Source organism: uncultured Proteiniphilum sp. (genome assembly GCF_937873925.1).
GTDB lineage: Bacteria > Bacteroidota > Bacteroidia > Bacteroidales > Dysgonomonadaceae > Proteiniphilum.
Genome location: NZ_CALNAT010000143.1, coordinates 20,929 through 38,096 on the forward strand (window position 1 = coordinate 20,929; position 17,168 = coordinate 38,096).

Consider the following 17,168-nt stretch of genomic DNA (forward strand, 5'->3'; position numbering starts at 1 on the left):
AATTTATCAAATTCAACATTAGATTCGCATTAATATTCCGGATACCCCCAAAGCGTCAGTTCCATCAACTGGATTCCTATCCCTACTGTGTTTTGCGCACCCGGCACACCCGGCACACCCCATATTTCTTCCGCGTGAATGAGGATATATCGGACGTACGGAGCGTCATCGGTTACACTGAAATCTATCCCCGTGTAGGCGGCATATTCTTTATCTTCAGCCGTAAAATGATTCGGCGGATTCCGTTGCGATCCGGAAAGTTTTACAGTTTCGAAAGTTCCCAAGTATTGCCAGGTGCTGAGATCGGCATTTACATCCGGGGTTGCAGAACCATATACTTCAAACCTTTTGAGCATGTAATGCCACCATACCAAAGTGTTAGCGTCTCTGAAATGCATTTTGAAGCGGGATATTTTTGCAACCTGTCCCATGTCGAAAGTAATCATATCCGTCGCGGAGCCGGCGTTAGCATATCCCAAGGCGCCGGGAGTCGGCGCCCATGTATTATCCCAAAGACCTTCTATGTGCCAATTCGTTTGGCCACTGTATGCTATTCCAGGCGGATTCCACCTGAGAAATTTGGATTTGTCGAGTTGCTGTTCTTTTATTTCTCCAATACTGACTTGACTGAAATCGGAAGAGAAAACGTCGATGGCATCCAGATCGGGCAGATACGTGGTTTGGTATTCTATGGTTTCGGCATTTTCGGATACATCGGGAATGACCGTTCTAAACTCGTTTACGGGTACGGTTTGATAAGCGGTAGCGCCGGATTGGTTCGTATATTTGACTATGCAGCTGGTGGCTTTGGAGTCGGCTGTGTTCCAAGTGATTATTACGGGTTGGCCGGGAACGCGGACAATGGCGTCAACTCCCCTGTTTATCAACGATTGTTGATATATGCTCCCATATACAAAACCTTCCATGTTGTAGGGCACGGATCTATTCTGCATATTCTCTTTTGAGGTGAATAGTTCGAAGTAGACCGGACCCTCATCCAGATTTTCTATATACACATCCACTGGGTCTTCGGCGTTTTTATTATCTGGGATATCAAACACATGTGATTCGGTTCTAAGATTCCAATACACCAACAGTTTTTTTGCGTTGGGACTTGTGGTGTAATAACGCAGCATAACACGGTTTTTCCCGGAAAACACTTTTACGGAATCCACCTTCATCGTATAAATGATCTCACCATTTTCCAGATATTGATCATGCAGATCGTTCATTTTTGAGCATGACAGCAACGCCACTACCAATAGCAAACTACACAAAAAACAATTATATATTTTCATTCTGATATATTTTTATAAATTACTCCATTATTCTTCTTGTGCAGAACCCCAAAACGTCAGTTCCATAAACTGAATCCCAGCGTTTAAACCCCATGTTTCTATTGAACGGAACCGGAGATACCTGATATATGGAGAATCCTCAACTTCAAAATCAATTCCGTCTATGGCGGCGTATTGAACATCTTCAGTTGTTAGCTGCCCTAAAGGCAGGCCAGAAGGTTTGGTAACTTCGAAATATCCCAAAAGCTGCCAATCGTCAAAACTGTCAGTTACATTAGGAGTAGCGGAACCCCATACTTCGAATAGCCTGAGCATGGCATGGTTATAGCACAAAGTTTGCTCGGACCTGTTGTGAATCTTGAAGCGGGATATTTTTGCAACCTGCCCCATGTCAAAGGTAAAATAGGGGACTGTCCCGGCAAACCCTGGTGCGCTAAGCAGGTTATCCCACGCCGCTTCTATGGGCCACGAGGCCTGGGCAGCATATGGTAACCCGGGCGGATTCCACCTGCGAAATTTGGATTTATCGATTTCTTCTTCGAAGATTGGGGTATAGCGTCCCGACATCGGGGCGGTGGTGTTTCCCCAACGGTCATGGATAGTGACGGAGAAAGTTGTTTCTATAGACTCCTGTCCGCGCACATTTACTTTACCTTCTCGCGTACCGGAATAAAATCGATCTACCATTTGCTCATCTTCGTCGGACTTGAAAACGTCAATAACAATGGGTACTTGTCCTGGGTTGTCCCATGTTAATCTGATCCCGCCGAAATCCTCCTGCACATTCAATGAATTGGCGATCTCGTAGATAGGTGAATCCAAAGGATTGGCAATAACCGTTACCGGTTCTGACTCGTTTTGACTGCGATCGACCACCATCAATACCACCGGTACCTCCCGAGAGCGTCCGATGCCCTCGATGGTAATCCTGTTGATGTAAATGGAGGATTTTAATTCCATCGAAGTTCCGTCATCTAACGTATAATTGGCTTTCACGTATAGCGCATCTTCTTCCTCCGGGATGTTGTAACCGATAACAGCTCCTCCGGGAGTATTTTTTTCTACCCATGCAGAGGCCACTTTCGCTGGAGCTACACTATCTATTGGATATTGTCCCCGCTCATCATCATTACAGGCATACAGCAAAATAAGCATGTATGTTAAAAAAATAATATTCTTATTTCTTTTCATGTTCTTATCAGTTTTTCAATTCTTAATTCACCACTTACCATCCTGGATTCTGTACCAGGTTCGGGTTCTTCTGTATTTCCGATTCTTGAATAGGCCACAAAATATCCCTGAGGGAATAATTGTAATAATCAAGATTCCGTACGGTGTAAAATTCACCATCCGAGGCTCCCACTACGTTCCATCCCTGTATAGGTTGTCGAAAATTTTCAATGGCTAATCCCCATCTGCGCAAATCCCAGAAGCGCTGTCCCTCAAACATTAACTCGATGCTTCTTTCCCGATGAATAATGCCACGCATTCCTGTTTTGGTTTTGTACTTGTCGGGCTGTTTTGAATAATTATCCCATGAATCCTTCACCCCGTTTAGTCCAGCTCGTGCCCGAACTTGGTCTACCCAGTAATATACCTCTGAATTGTCAGGAATAACTTCAGTAGCGATTGATTCGTTTAACGCTTCGGCATAAAGCAGATAAAGGTCGGCCATCCTGAAGATGGGCCAACTGTATATATTCTGTACGAAAGTCTGACCACTGTATGCCGATAAATAACTGGACAGTTTTTTTATGTAATATCCGGTAAGGGTGCACCTGTCAGCTCCTACAACTCCTTGTCCGAATTTGACATTCAACGGCCATTGTGTATCGTCGGTATTCCTGCCCAAGCCAAACCACCATCCACCGTCCACGCCGAGACTTCCATAAAAGCGGGATTCGCGGTTATAATGCAGTTGAACGGTTGTACGATTTGGCTGCATAAAATATCTATGATACGTATCATCCGACTCCACCCCTTGCAGGGTATACCTGTCTTCATAACCATATTCCTTATCCTCGTCAATGGGAACGCCGTTTTTGGTGTAAAACATTTCCGCCATTTTTAAGGTGGGGTGAAGAAACACGTAGGGAACTATGTGGTTGGCGTCCAAAGGAGGTATAATGACTGCCTGAAGGGACCGATTATTTGCTCCAAACGGCAGCATTTCGCCACCCCAGATTTGTTCCTTATTCCATTTGTCTGTGACGATTTGGGAAGATTGAACCACTTTTCTGGTGTCTTCGGATATCGTGGTCAAAGTGGAAAACTCATACAATTCATGCCCTGCCATTAAGCAAGTGTCAATGGCTCTTTTACAAGCAATAGCTGCCTTTTCCCATTTCCGGCGTTTGGCTTCTTCGGAAGTGTCCTGATTGAACAGCGTCACTCCGCGGTTGTCTTTGAATTGCGCGTAAGCCGTATTGCCGTTGAAAAGAGGACTGGCTACAGTGACCAGTACCTTCGCCTTGATGGTTAATGCAACCGGTTGGGTAATCCGTCCTAACTCCGACACCTCGTTTTCTATCCAGAGGGGGAGATCGGGAAGTGCTTCGTCAATTAACTGTACGATATAATCCACCACATCGTCCACAGGATCGCGGTATACTGCCACTTCCTCCGGTGTGGCATCTATTGGAAGGTTTTCCCGTATAATTGGTATTGGCCCATACATTTGAAGCAGCCAGAAATGATAAAAGGCCTTGAGAACTTTTACCTCTGCTACCCACCGAGCTTTTTCAAAGCTGTCCATACCCGGTACACGGTCAATGTTTTCTAGAAATGTATTGCAAAAACGTATTCCGGCATATCCTGTTCCCCAATAATTGAATATGGGACTGGATACATTGTTTCCTCGTAGCATCAGGTTATAACCCGGTTGCGCATAATTGTTTACATCCAAACGATGCGCTACGACATCCCCGCAAACCATTCCAGGATCATTATTCGTGGAAAATGGAGGGAGGGGATAATAGCAGGTAAAGAGATATTTCTCGGCCTGTGTCCGATCACCGAAAATATTGTCAATCGTGGCAATGTTATCGGGAATAACGTCCATAAAATCGTTGCACGACCACGACGACACGATTATTAAAATGATGATAAAAATATACTTTTTCATGATGGCTGAATTTTAAAAAGATACTTGAATACCTGCATTAATTACTTTTTGAATAGGATACCCCATCCCGTTGCCGCCCATTTCAGGATCCCAAAGTTTGAATTTGCTGAACGTCAATAGATTTGTTCCGCTGGCATATACCCGTACTTTTTCCAGGTTAATTTTTCCGGTTAGACTCGCGGGCATGGTATATCCCAATTCAAGAGCTTTGAGGCGAAGGAAGGAGCCGTCCCGCATCCACCATGTACTTTGCATACGGTTATTTACATTTTCCTCGCTGTCAAGCCGGGGAAACAAAGCATAGAGATTGCGGTTGTATTCCGACCAGTGGTCGTCAGCGTACGCCTTCAACAACTGCGTCTGATTCTGAAATGGCATAGTAGAGTACTGTGTCGCACTGGAGGTTGTTCTTAGAAAAAACGATCTCCTTGCCAATCCCTGAAAAAAACAGGATACATCGAACGACTTCCACCCTGCAGACACCCCAAATCCATATATGATTTCAGGGGTGGTGGGATAACCGATTGGCACTTGGTCAAGAGTGGTTATTTGCCCATCACCATTGATGTCGCGATACTTGATGTCACCAGCCATTACCGTTGCAGAACCCTGGTAGGGTGAGTTCTCTACTTCGTATTCATCCACGAACAGTCGCTCGGCAACGTAACCCCATGGCTGACTTAATTTCTGGCCTACATGCGACAACCAGGGAGTTTCTGTATAATCCGGCTCTTCGTACTTCACGTATTTACTGGTGGCATATGTGAAGTTGACCCTACTGATCATCCACAAATCTTTGTTAAATGACTGGTGGTAATCTATAGAGAAATCTACCCCCTGCCCTTCAGCTTCTCCTAGATTGGCTTGCGGTACTTCGGCTCCTGTAAGCCCCATCGTCTGAGGAATAAACGAACGGGACATTAATATATTCCTTAAAGAGATCCACATTTATATCAATGGCATCGAGTAAGTTGACCTCTAATCCAATATTGGTTTTTTTTGCCACTTCCCAAGATATGAATGGATTGGCATATCTCTGTATGAGAATTCTGTCGTTGGTGTAACCGAAATCGGTACCGAATCTCCGGGTAGTGCCGGCATTCATATTTACTTGGGATAAAAAGTAGAAACGGCTTTCGGGATCGCCAATATTATCATTACCCACTAAACCATAGGTAGCCTTAAATTTAAACATGGGCATGATCTTTTTCAACTGTTCGGTATAGAATGGTTCGTTTGAAATTAAGTATCCGATACCGAGGGATGGGAAAAAACCAAATCTGTGACCGGCATCAAATCGTTCGGAGCCATTGTATCCAAAATTAGCTTCCAGAAAATAGCGGTTATCATAAGCATATGTCGCACGTCCTGACACTCCTACGTTCCGGTATGGCAGGGATAGCTGCACCGAACCGGCGTTCGAGAGTTGCTTGTTTCGAAGTGTTCCCACCAGCATGCCACTAATAGCGTGCTTTTCGCCAAATATCTGATCGTAATTGATGGCAGCCTCTGCGTAATGAGAGGATTCAACTGTTTTAGGTCCCTCGCTATAATCCAGATAATCGGTCCCTGTAGTCTGGTTCAATTCAGTAAGCATATAAGTATTAGAGTATTTGTCATAACTTCCAACCGAGTAATAAAATGGACGGTAGCTTCTGTTGACGTCGCTGTAGATATTTCGCGTCTCGTTGTACATGGCACGGATTTTCAGTCCTTTCAGGATAAAATCAAGATTTTGCTTCAACTCAAACTGGGCCAGTACGGTAGACGCATTGTAAGTCTTATAGCCCTTTACCATGTCGGCGTAAGGGTTAATGTAGTTTCCCGTGATACCGGCATTACCGAATAGAATACGGTTGGAAGGGTACGGATACGTCTCATCGGAAGGGAAATAAGGTGGAAATAATACAGGATTGGATCGCATTATCTTGTTGTACAAACCTGTACCTCCATCAATTGGCCCCGTGTAATTATCAAAAGTGGAATGCGTCCTTATGATCGCTTCGGTAGTATTCGTTAGATTGATGTTAATGTTGGAATGAATCAGATATCGTTTCAGGTTGATATTGTTGTTGAAATTGTTCCGTCCATCAACATTTAAAACACCTTTATCGTCGGTGTATGTGGCCGCCACATAATAACGGGCTACCTTTCCACCACCGCTCACGTTGAAATTCAACCGCTGGTTTACGGCCTGATTCTTGAATAACATCTTGTACCAGTCTACTGCAGGATACACATATGGATTGGTGCCTGCAATGGTATTGTCAATTTTTTCCGGTAAATAGGGCTGAACCCTCAGTGGATTTCTTGTGGTCACCGCCTCGTTGTACAGTTGCATATAGGTGACAGGATCTGCTAACTCAATGTTTCGTGTCGGCGACGAGGCAGATGTTTCGTAACGTACCGAAACGCTCGCTTTCCCCTCTTTCCCTTCTTTAGTAGTCACTAATATAACTCCATTGGCACCTCTTGCGCCGTACAGCGCTGCGGCTGTTGCATCTTTCATGATGGAAAAACTGGCAATATCGTCCACCTGCAAACGTGCTAAATCCGACGACGACATCTCTACCCCGTTAATCAGAATCAGCGGTGAAGCGGCATATCCGAAAGTGGTAACGCCACGCACAAAAAAATCGGCATTATCCAGCCCCGGTTCTCCGCTCTGCTGGTAAGAGATTACACCTGCAATACGTCCTGCCAAAGCGGTGGTGAGGTTGCTGCTGGGGATCTTCAGGTCGGCTGGTTTGACTGCTGAGATGGAGGATATCACGCTTTCCTTCTTTTGCGTGCCGAACGCAACTATTACGACTTCGTCCAACTCGCTTACCTGTTCTTCCAACACTATGGTCAAATCTTCCTGTCCCAAAAATTGAAATTCTTTGTCCTGCATTCCCAGAAAACTAGCGATCAAAATACTTCCTATTTCGATGTCTTCCATCTCAAAACGACCGTTTTCGTCGGTAATAACCCCTCTCGTACTGCCGCTTATAATAATCGTAACGCCGGGTAAGGGTTCACTCTCTTTATCGATAACCCTGCCGGTCAGTTTGCCTTTACTCTGCTGTTGAATCTCAGCAGCCGACGTTTGTTCTGCTCGTACACCAGTACTTAGGCTACAAATTGAAATTCCTATGAACAAAGAGATAAAAATCCCTTTATTCAATTTCAACAAAAATTTGTTTTTTGTTTTTTTGTTTTTCATTATTAATTAATTATCATTTGATTAAGTTTTTAAGCTCTCGACAGTAACCCCATTTTTCTATAATCTATATTAACTACCTTTTGAAAGAACAACTCCTGGATCTTAAGCGCCTTTTTCAAATATTTTTTCATTTCTCCCTTCTCTTAAAATATCTCATTTATTTATTATTTTGTGATCCGCTTAAGTGCTACTTGTGTATTACTCGTAAATGGCAAATAGAAATTACTAATCTAACGGATTTCACTTTATTTAGAGATTAAGATATGACAAAGATAAAGTGTCTTGATTATGTAGATTTAGACAAATAGCGTAAAACAACTGATATTTTGCGTATATTATATACGAATTAATGAATAATAAAGAATAATCAATGGCAGGAAACAGTAAAATTCCGTATATTCCGCTTTTTATAATAAAAACAATATTCTTTACCTCTATACAGGTATTAGAATAAAGCATTATTTTTCGGAATTATCAACTATCTGTTTTTGAAAATCTTTTACGGAACTCTATCGGGGTATAGCCTTTAATTTTCTTAAAAATTCTATAAACACTTCTTACATCATTAAACCCTGTCTCTATGGCGATATCTAACAAATCTTTATTGGTGTTCAATAATAAGTCGCTGACATAATCCATTTTCTTATCTAATATGAATTGATAAAGAGATATCTCCATAACTTCCCTGAATTTTATCTCAAGCCCTCTACGGGAGAGAGGCACCACCTCGATCAATCTATCAACGGATAAGGAGGAGGTGATATTCTTTTCTATATAATCGACCGTCTTTAATACATAACTATCTGATATGTTATATTTCTCTGTGGATTTCCGCAACTCTATACGAATAGGATCTATATTGATATTAAAGGGAACGTTCCTTTTATTCATTATCTGGTAATGAAGCATTTTTCCGGTATCATAGCCTCCCTGTTCATCATTGGTGATGATGGAAGAGATAGAAGGATACGAGAGATTACAGATCAATTCATCATTATCGACTCCAATCAGAGACAATTCATTCGGAATATCTATATTATTAATTTTGCACATTTCTGATACCTGTAGGGCAAAATTATCATCGCAAGCAAGCAATCCAACGGGTTTGGGTAATGAAAGCAACCAGTTATCCAGATCGATATGGCTTCCACTCCATTCCGTTCCATGAAACACCTCCGATTCGAAATAATAATAGTTCCCACCGAATTTCTCCACTTCACGACGAAATCCTTCCGCTCTTTCTTTCGACCAGAAAAAATCCTTATTTCCGTAAAAAGCAAAATTTTTAAACCTTCTTTTGGTAAAAAATTGGGCGGCCATACTTCCCGTACCTTTAAAATCACCTGAAATCTTGGAAAAACGTCCGCTCTCTTTTTTATAACTTTGAAGAAATACAGGAATATCGAGTTTCTCCAAAAAACCGACTTCTTCATATTCCCATTGCGCCAATACTGCATCGATTTGCCACTCTTTGATGCGTTCAAGAATTCCGTTTTCTCCAAATAACGTTTTATAGTAGGTCGGCAAACGGTAAAAATCCCAAGGTCCTTTCTCATTGGAATAGCGAATCAGGCCGGTTAAAAACCGGCGACTAAATTCTGTGGCGTAATCAATAAGCACTAATATTTTTATCATTTTGTTTTTCTGATAGTAAGATACTTCTACTTAACATATACATATCAAATAACTAAGTTGTCCACTGCAGAGAGTACATTTCTGCTAATAACCGATCAGCCATGAATGATTCATTTGAAAAATAACAAATCATTGTTTTTTAGATAATCATCCTCCGTTAGGCCTCAACAGACTCAAAATAGCCAAAATATCCAGGAATTATTATCCGCAAAGTTTTAAATCGCGGTAAAATTAAATAAAATTTATATACTCCACACTTAAAGAAAGAGTTAAATATTTCATCCTTCCCTGATATTCGGAAAAATAACCGTTTTCCCGGAAAACTCTCCGGTTACAACATACTGAATCAATATCAAAAAACACAGTCACAAAATCATTTATTTCATTACATATATACAATTTATCCTGTAAGTTTGCAGACAATCTTTAAAAAACAGTATTTAACCCCATCATGAGTATAGATAATTTAGTGTCATTCTTAGCAATCGATTTAGGAGCCAGCAGTGGCAGAGCTATTCTTGGAACTATAAAAAATGACCGGTTGGAATTAAATGAAATCAAACGGTTTTCCAATCCGATCATCGAAGTGAACGGTCGTTTATATTGGGACCTGTTCCATTTGTATGATCAGATCATAGCATCGCTACAGGAGGTCAGTTCCAACCGTTTGCATATTACTTCTATTGGTATTGATACATGGGGAGTGGATTTTGTATGTTTCGGGAAGGATGGAGAACCGTTACGCATGCCTTACAGCTACCGGGATTCCCACACGTTTGGCGCGCCGGAACGTTTTTTCATGGGAATTTCAAAGGAAGAAGTATATCAAAGAACGGGTATCCAGATCATGAACTTCAATACACTGTTTCAACTTGATACTCAACGGAGAGAAGACTCATCTATTTATCCCGTAATAGATAAGGTACTCTTCATGCCGGACGCCCTGTCCTACCTGCTGACCGGAAAGATGGTGACGGAATATACCATTGCTTCCACCTCCCAAATGATAAACCCCTATTCAAAAGAGTTCGACAAGTCGTTGCTCGAAGCGGTAAAACTTACCGGGAATCATTTCGCCCCTCTCGTATTCGCAGGAAATGAGATAGGGAACATATCCCCTTCCGTACAGCGTCTGACCGGCTTGCAGGACCTGCCCGTGATTGCCGTAGCCGGCCACGATACGGCCTCGGCCGTCCTGGCCACTCCGGCGGAAGATGAAAATTTCGCTTACCTGAGCTCGGGAACATGGTCGCTGATGGGCATCGAATCGGAAAACCCCGTCATCAACGACGAAACTTTCGCACTTAATTTCACCAACGAAGGGGGCGCCGACGGATCCATCCGCCTGCTGAAAAATATCTGCGGTATGTGGTTGATCGAACAATGCAAAAAGGAATGGGAAAATAAGCAACCTCTCACTTATGAAGAAATAGTGATTGCAGCAAAACAGTCAGCCCCTTTCCAATGCTTCATCAACCCTGATTCACCCTGCTTCGCAGCTCCCCGCTCTATGACCACGGCCATTCAGACATATTGTAAAGAAACAAACCAATATATCCCCCAAACGATGGGAGAAACAGCCCGATGCATTTACGAAAGCCTCGCTTTCCGTTACAGACAGGTATTGGCAAATCTGCAACAACTGGCCACATTTCCTATTAACACGTTACATATCATTGGCGGGGGAGCCCAAAACAAACTGCTTAACTACTTTACGGCCAACGCTATCGGCAAGCCGGTGCTTGCGGGTCCGTCAGAAGCCACAGCGATTGGAAATATTTTACTGCAGGCAAAAGCGGCGGGCATAGTCGACAGCAAAAAAGAGATCCGCCAAATTGTGCGGAATTCCATCAATCTCGAAATATTCGAGCCTGAAAATATCTCACAATGGGACAGTCATTATAACGACTACCTGAATGTTTACAAAGATCTATAGACATACAACAATTATATAATCATGAAAACGAGCAAGAGAAAATGGGATAATTTGATGATGTAACGATTTAAAAATTACTTAATCAACAAATCAGTAAATCCATAAATCTACTAATCGCCAAATCGTCTTGGCTCCTGCTCTAAAAGTCTTGATTCTAAAAAGAGATACACATTATATTAATAGAAAATCGTATGAAGGAAGAACAAATTAAAAAAGCGTATGAAGATGCAAAAGCGCAATATGCATCCCTGGGAGTAAATGTTGACCAGGCTCTTGAGAAGTTGAACAATCTGTCTATCTCCATTCATTGCTGGCAGGCAGACGATGTATCGGGGTTTGAAAATCCCGACGGAGAACTGACGGGCGGTATTCAGGCTACCGGGAATTATCCGGGGAAAGCCAGAACCATCGAAGAGTTGCGGAACGATTTAGAGAAGGCGGTCACGTTGGTCCCCGGCACACACAGAATAAGCCTGCATGCCATCTACGGCGATTTTGGCGGTGAATTCGTCGACCGTGATCAGATCGAACCGAAGCATTTTCAATCGTGGATCGATTGGGCGAAAAAGGTCGGCGTGAAACTGGATTTCAACTCTACCTTCTTTTCACATGAAAAATCGAATAGCGGATATACACTTTCGGATTTTGACCCTGCAATCCGAAAATTCTGGAAAGCTCATCTGCGACAGTGCAGGAGAATAGCGGCGGAAATTGGTCGTCAACAAGGAGATCCCTGTATTCATAATATCTGGGTCCCGGATGGGGAGAAAGATAGAACTGTATCCCGTTACGAGCATAGAAAACTGCTCAAGGAGTCGTTGGATGAGGTATTGGAAGAGAAGATCAGTACGGATTACCTGAAGGATTGCATAGAATGCAAATTGTTCGGTATTGGAAGTGAGAGTTATGTGGTGGGATCACATGAATTTTATATGGGCTACACAGTCAGTAACAATATGATGCTGACATTGGATGCCGGGCATTTCCACCCGACCGAAGTGATATCCGATAAGATCTCTTCCATGCTGCTCTTCGTTCCTGAGATCAATCTGCATGTAAGCCGTCCGGAACGCTGGGACAGCGACCATGTGGTGATCCTAAGCGACGAATTGCTGGCTTTATCGCAGGAAATCATTCGCTCGGGACATGCTGACCGTGTTCACGTCGGACTCGACTATTTCGACGCCTCCCTCAATCGCCTGGGAGCCTACGTAGTGGGAATCCGTTCTACGCAGAAAGCCATGCTGCAGGCGCTTCTTGAGCCAACCCAGAAATTAAGGGAATTCGAGATTCAGAATAAAAATTTCGAACGGTTAGCTTATTTGGAAGAATTGAAGTCGATGCCCTGGAACGCCGTTTACAATTATTATTGCCTGCAACAGGAAGTACCTGTAAACGATGCATATATTAAAGAGATCCAGGAGTATGAAGATCAGATAACATCTAAAAGAGGCTAAACGATGAGTACAATCTTGGGTTTACTTATTATTGCTGTGGGAAGTATGGGCCAATCGAGCTCATACGTCCCCATCAATAAGATAAAGGAGTGGTCGTGGGAAAACTTCTGGCTGATGCAGGGGGTTTTCGCATGGCTGCTCTTCCCCCTTCTGGGGGCATTCATGTCAAGTTCGCTTCCCGAACTGATTGAGATATATACGTCCAACTCATCTGCCACGTGGCAGGCCATTGGCTACGGGGTGCTTTGGGGAGTCGGGGGCTTGACTTTCGGGTTGAGTATGCGTTATCTGGGTATTGCGCTCGGACAATCAGTAGCTCTGGGAACCTGTGCCGCTTTCGGGACACTTATCCCGGCAATGCTTACAGGCACGGATCTTTTCACGCCAAAGGGGTTGATTCTGTTGCTGGCAGTTGCCATTACGTTGGTGGGTATTGCATTGGTGGGTTATGCAGGTAGCCTGCGTTCAAAAAATATGACCGAGGAAGAGCGGAAGAAAGCGATCAAAGATTTTGCACTGAAAAAGGGCCTCCTTATCGCCTTGTTTGCCGGTGTAATGAGTGCCTGTTTCAGTCTGGGGCTGAGTGCCGGGATACCGGTAAAGGAAGCGGCCATTGCAGCGGGAGCAAAAGAGTTGTTTGCACAGAATCCGGTCACATTATTAGTCACCCTCGGCGGATTTGTAACCAATCTCGTGTATTGTCTCTATATGAACCGGAAGAATAAAACCGGCGGAGAAATAAAACGCTCATCAAAAACGGTTTTGGTAAATAATCTTCTGTTCTGTGCGCTGGCGGGGCTTCTCTGGTATTCCCAGTTCTTCGGGCTGGGTATGGGGCAAAGCTTTTTTGAACCCGGCAGTGTGATGATGGCATTTTCATGGAGCATCCTGATGTCGCTGAATGTGGTTTTCAGCAATGTATGGGGTATTATCCTGAAAGAGTGGAAAGGCGCAGGAAAAAAGGCGGTCGCTTTCCTGATCATCGGTATGACGGTGTTGATATTTTCTTTGGTGATCCCCAATCTGTTTTAAGCCTGTCGGCGTATTTTCATCACAATAGACGTCTCGTTCATATCGATTCGACAGAAAATTACCCGGAACGGTTGTTGGGAATCATACTCTGGATCTGACAATATTTGCAAATTGACACGATAGATAGATCCCTCTGGATCTTTTGAATGTGTCGGGAATAGAATTCGGTTTATTTGTGTAAATTTACTATTTGAAAGAAAGAAATGCAAATCTAAACAGAAAGGATATGAGATTCAATGATTTCGGCATCGATTTTAAATATCTGTTGGTCAATGAAAAGGATAAAAAATTCGGATTGACGGTAAATACCGTCGGCTTTCAGCCTATAGCTCCTGATGCGGTTTATCCGTCCACGGAGCATCCCAAAAGCTACTATTTCACCCCGAATACCGGCCGCGTTTTATCTGAATATCAGATCGTATATATCAGTAAAGGGAAAGGGTCCTTTTCATCCGATTCCACGAAAAGAACGAACATTGCCAAAGGACAGGTTATATTCCTTTTTCCCGGACAATGGCATACTTACTGTCCGCTCAAAGAGAGCGGGTGGAACGAATATTACATCGGTTTTGAAGGAAAGATCATCGACGATATTGTGGCGAACGGCTTTATATCTTCCGAGAATCAGATCCTCGATGTGGGTGTAAATGAAGATCTTGTTAATCTGTTCTCTACGGCTATTAAAATTGCAAAAGAGGACAAAACGGCTGCCCAGCAAAATCTGGCCGGAATTACTTTTAATATCTTAGGTTCGATTCTATCGCTGGCGCAGAACAGAAACTTCGAATCCAGGGAATCCGCCCAGAAAATCGAACAGGCAAAGGTCATCATGATTGAAAACATCCATAAAAATATCGATATCAAAAGTATCGCTACCAATCTGGGGATCAGCTATTCTCTGTTCAGAAAAGCTTTTAAGGAATACACCGGTTACGCTCCGGCACAATACTTTCAGGAATTAAAATTAAGAAAAGCCAAGGAGTTATTGGCGGAAACCAATTATTCAATAAAAGAGATTTCTTACGAATTGAATTTCAGTTCCTATGAATATTTCTTGTCGTTCTTCAAGAAAAGAGTCGGGTCTACCCCTTTGGAATACAGAAATTTAGGAAGGGTTAAATATAACAATAATACCTAATCTCATCCTTTCATGTATATCAAAAAAACAGCGTTATTAACGATTATAAATTTATATTTGTTTACTGCCGCCGGTGCACAGGATCGATCCCTTCCCTACGGATTAGCCGTAAATCTGTTATCACAGACCGGACAGGTTTATGTCAATGGTTATCCTGCAGTAACACCGATAGAAAATGCCGTTTCACAAAGGGAGAATTTCCAGTTTACCGAGATAAGCACCCGTAAACCTTTTTTCGGATGGATGCTACCTTCCGGGAGGAAAAACACCCTGCAAACAGCCTATCGGTTATTAGTCGCATCGGGGAGGGACTTTCTGCTGAAAGATTCGGCCGACCTGTGGGATTCCGGAAAAGTGGAAGAAAGTTGTTCCGTCAATATTCCTTACAACGGCGAACCACTTGAACCGGGAAAGGTTTACTTCTGGAAAGTGAAAACATGGGATCATCATGGTGAAGAATCAGGTTTTTCCGAACTCTCGGCTTTTAAAACATCTGAGATTTTAACCGATTACGCTACAGACCGGTACCCGATACGGAAACAAGACGAATATCCCGTAAAAATAGACCGGATGGACGAGATGCGCTATTTTGCCGACTTTGGGAAAGCATCGTTCGGCAGAATACGGATGAATCTCTATTCCGACAATGGGATGGACAGTGTGACCATCCATTTGGGCGAAGCAGAAAAAAACGGTGGTGTCAACCGCTCTCCGGGGGGATCTGTCCGCTATTCACTCTACAAAATAGGGCTTGAAAAAGGATGGAAAACCTATGTGGTCACTGTTCGTCCCGATACCAGGAATACCGGTCCGCAGGCTGTTCGGATGCCGGAATACATCGGTGAAGTGATCCCTTTCCGCTATTGCGAAATCGAAAATTACCGGCATCCGGTACAGGAAAAAGATCTGATACGGGAGACGGCTTTTTATCCGTTTAACGATCTGGACTCTTACTTCCATAGTGCCGACACTCTATTAAACCGGGTTTGGGATATCAGCAAATATTCCATAAAAGCCACCTCCTTCGCCGGCGTATATATTGACGGGGACCGGGAGAGAATTCCTTACGAAGCGGACGCGCTGATCAACCAGTTGTCGCATTATTGCGTGGCGGGCGACTACAGCATGGCACGGTATACACATGAATACCTGATCGGCCGACCGACCTGGCCGACCGAATGGATAATGCAATCCGTCCTCATGGCATGGGAAGATTATATGTACACCGGCAACAAACTTTCGTTAACGTATTTTTACGAAGACCTGAAAGCAAAAACCCTGACGGCCCTCTCCGATGAAAAAGGATTCATCAGTACGCGGACGGGCAAGATGACGCCGGAAGTGCTCCAATCTGTCCATTTCAACGGGCAGTTGCGGGATATTGTCGATTGGCCCCATACCGGTATTCTCGGATTGGAGAAGGAAGAAGGAGGTGAGACCGACGGATTTGTCTTTACCGACATAAACACGGTGGTCAATGCCTTCCATTACAGGGCGCTGACATTGATGGCGCAAATTGCGGGGGTGTTGGGTAAAACGGAGGACAAGATGTTTTATGACGAACGCGCCGTCACGTTGAGACAATCTTTTAATAAGCATCTTTTCGATAAAAAAAGAGGCGTTTATATCGACGGCATCGGGACGGATCACGCGTCGCTTCACGCCAATATGTTTCCGCTTGCTTTCGGATTAGTGCCGCAAAACCGGATCGACGGCGTGTTGAAGTTCATCCGCTCGCGGGGAATGGCTTGCAGTGTATACGGCGCGCAGTTCCTCCTTGATGGCCTGTACGATGGGGGCGATGCCGGATACGGGCTGCAACTGCTTACCTCCACCGGCGAAAGGAGTTGGTACAATATGATCCGTGCCGGCTCCACCATTACGATGGAAGCATGGGACAACAAGTATAAACCCAATCAGGACTGGAATCATGCCTGGGGTACCGCGCCGGCTAACCTGATTCCACGGAAATTGATGGGAATCGAGCCGTTGGAACCGGGATTCCGGAAGATCAGGATCAAGCCGCAGCCGGGACCGCTGGAATCAGCCGAAATAAAACATCCCACCATCCGGGGTGATGTGTCCGTAAGCTTTACCAACAATCCGGGCCACTCGTTCCGGCTCGAGGTCAATATTCCGGCCAACACGACCGCAGATTTGTATCTCCCTTTCTATTCCGGAAAACAGATCCTACACGTAAATGGCCAGCCGGTAAAACACAAACGGGAGGGAAATTTTTCAGTAATTGAGGATATCGGTTCAGGGATATGGAACGTTTTCGTTAAGCTAAATGAATAGAGACCGAACTTGTTCGGGATATATCATAGCGAGAAAACGCCTAAT

Annotated in this window: 11 protein-coding genes; 5 read left to right on the forward strand and 6 right to left on the reverse strand. The window is 43.8% G+C overall.

The features are described 5' to 3' along the window. Positions 1-29 precede the first annotated feature (29 nt). From Q0502_RS09470 to Q0502_RS09490, 6 genes are all read right to left on the reverse strand, one after another. A complete protein-coding gene (locus Q0502_RS09470; RefSeq protein ID WP_298649935.1) occupies positions 30-1,298 on the reverse strand; it encodes a DUF4998 domain-containing protein in 1,269 nt (422 codons plus the stop codon). A gap of 27 nt (positions 1,299-1,325) precedes the next feature. Continuing rightward, positions 1,326-2,489: a DUF5000 domain-containing lipoprotein gene (locus Q0502_RS09475; protein WP_298649937.1), complete on the reverse strand. Its 1,164-nt coding sequence runs from the start codon at positions 2,487-2,489 to the stop codon at positions 1,326-1,328. A gap of 34 nt (positions 2,490-2,523) precedes the next feature. Next, positions 2,524-4,422: a RagB/SusD family nutrient uptake outer membrane protein gene (locus Q0502_RS09480; RefSeq protein WP_298649939.1), complete on the reverse strand. Its 1,899-nt coding sequence runs from the start codon at positions 4,420-4,422 to the stop codon at positions 2,524-2,526. Between the two features lie 12 nt (positions 4,423-4,434). Then, positions 4,435-5,343: a hypothetical protein gene (locus Q0502_RS19015; protein WP_366521784.1), complete on the reverse strand. Its 909-nt coding sequence runs from the start codon at positions 5,341-5,343 to the stop codon at positions 4,435-4,437. Then, a complete protein-coding gene (locus Q0502_RS09485) occupies positions 5,267-7,597 on the reverse strand; it encodes a SusC/RagA family TonB-linked outer membrane protein (protein WP_366521785.1) in 2,331 nt (776 codons plus the stop codon). The genes Q0502_RS19015 and Q0502_RS09485 overlap by 77 nt, the downstream gene beginning before the upstream one ends. A 504-nt stretch (positions 7,598-8,101) precedes the next feature. Continuing rightward, the gene (locus tag Q0502_RS09490) at positions 8,102-9,262 is read right to left on the reverse strand and encodes a DNA-binding transcriptional regulator (protein ID WP_298649941.1); all 1,161 of its coding nucleotides are present in this window, start codon (positions 9,260-9,262) and stop codon (positions 8,102-8,104) included. Positions 9,263-9,713: 451 nt separating this feature from the next. Here Q0502_RS09490 and rhaB point away from each other — a divergent pair, with 451 nt between their 5' ends. The 5 genes from rhaB (at position 9,714) to Q0502_RS09515 (ending at position 17,123) form a co-directional block, all read left to right on the forward strand. Continuing rightward, on the forward strand, positions 9,714-11,198 hold the full coding sequence (rhaB, locus tag Q0502_RS09495; RefSeq protein ID WP_298649943.1) for a rhamnulokinase: 1,485 nt from the start codon (positions 9,714-9,716) through the stop codon (positions 11,196-11,198). 191 nt (positions 11,199-11,389) lie between these two features. After that, entirely contained in the window at positions 11,390-12,655 is a 1,266-nt protein-coding gene (locus tag Q0502_RS09500; RefSeq protein WP_298649944.1) for an L-rhamnose isomerase, read from the forward strand. A 3-nt stretch (positions 12,656-12,658) separates the two neighbouring features. After that, positions 12,659-13,687, forward strand: coding sequence for an L-rhamnose/proton symporter RhaT (gene rhaT, locus Q0502_RS09505; protein WP_298649945.1), 1,029 nt, complete (start codon positions 12,659-12,661; stop codon positions 13,685-13,687). Between the two features lie 226 nt (positions 13,688-13,913). Then, positions 13,914-14,825, forward strand: coding sequence for an AraC family transcriptional regulator (locus Q0502_RS09510; RefSeq protein WP_298649948.1), 912 nt, complete (start codon positions 13,914-13,916; stop codon positions 14,823-14,825). A gap of 57 nt (positions 14,826-14,882) precedes the next feature. Further along, a complete protein-coding gene (locus Q0502_RS09515; protein WP_298649950.1) occupies positions 14,883-17,123 on the forward strand; it encodes an alpha-L-rhamnosidase C-terminal domain-containing protein in 2,241 nt (746 codons plus the stop codon). Positions 17,124-17,168 lie beyond the last annotated feature (45 nt).

What these genes read in the sequence shown, in the direction of transcription:
- Q0502_RS09470 (WP_298649935.1), bottom strand. Translation starts at nt 1,298, where the DNA reads ATGAAAATATATAATTGTTTTTTGTGTAGTTTGCTATTGGTAGTGGCG.
- Q0502_RS09475 (WP_298649937.1), bottom strand. Translation starts at nt 2,489, where the DNA reads ATGAAAAGAAATAAGAATATTATTTTTTTAACATACATGCTTATTTTG.
- Q0502_RS09480 (WP_298649939.1), bottom strand. Translation starts at nt 4,422, where the DNA reads ATGAAAAAGTATATTTTTATCATCATTTTAATAATCGTGTCGTCGTGG.
- Q0502_RS19015 (WP_366521784.1), bottom strand. Translation starts at nt 5,343, where the DNA reads ATGTCCCGTTCGTTTATTCCTCAGACGATGGGGCTTACAGGAGCCGAA.
- Q0502_RS09490 (WP_298649941.1), bottom strand. Translation starts at nt 9,262, where the DNA reads ATGATAAAAATATTAGTGCTTATTGATTACGCCACAGAATTTAGTCGC.
- rhaB (WP_298649943.1), top strand. Translation starts at nt 9,714, where the DNA reads ATGAGTATAGATAATTTAGTGTCATTCTTAGCAATCGATTTAGGAGCC.
- Q0502_RS09500 (WP_298649944.1), top strand. Translation starts at nt 11,390, where the DNA reads ATGAAGGAAGAACAAATTAAAAAAGCGTATGAAGATGCAAAAGCGCAA.
- rhaT (WP_298649945.1), top strand. Translation starts at nt 12,659, where the DNA reads ATGAGTACAATCTTGGGTTTACTTATTATTGCTGTGGGAAGTATGGGC.
- Q0502_RS09510 (WP_298649948.1), top strand. Translation starts at nt 13,914, where the DNA reads ATGAGATTCAATGATTTCGGCATCGATTTTAAATATCTGTTGGTCAAT.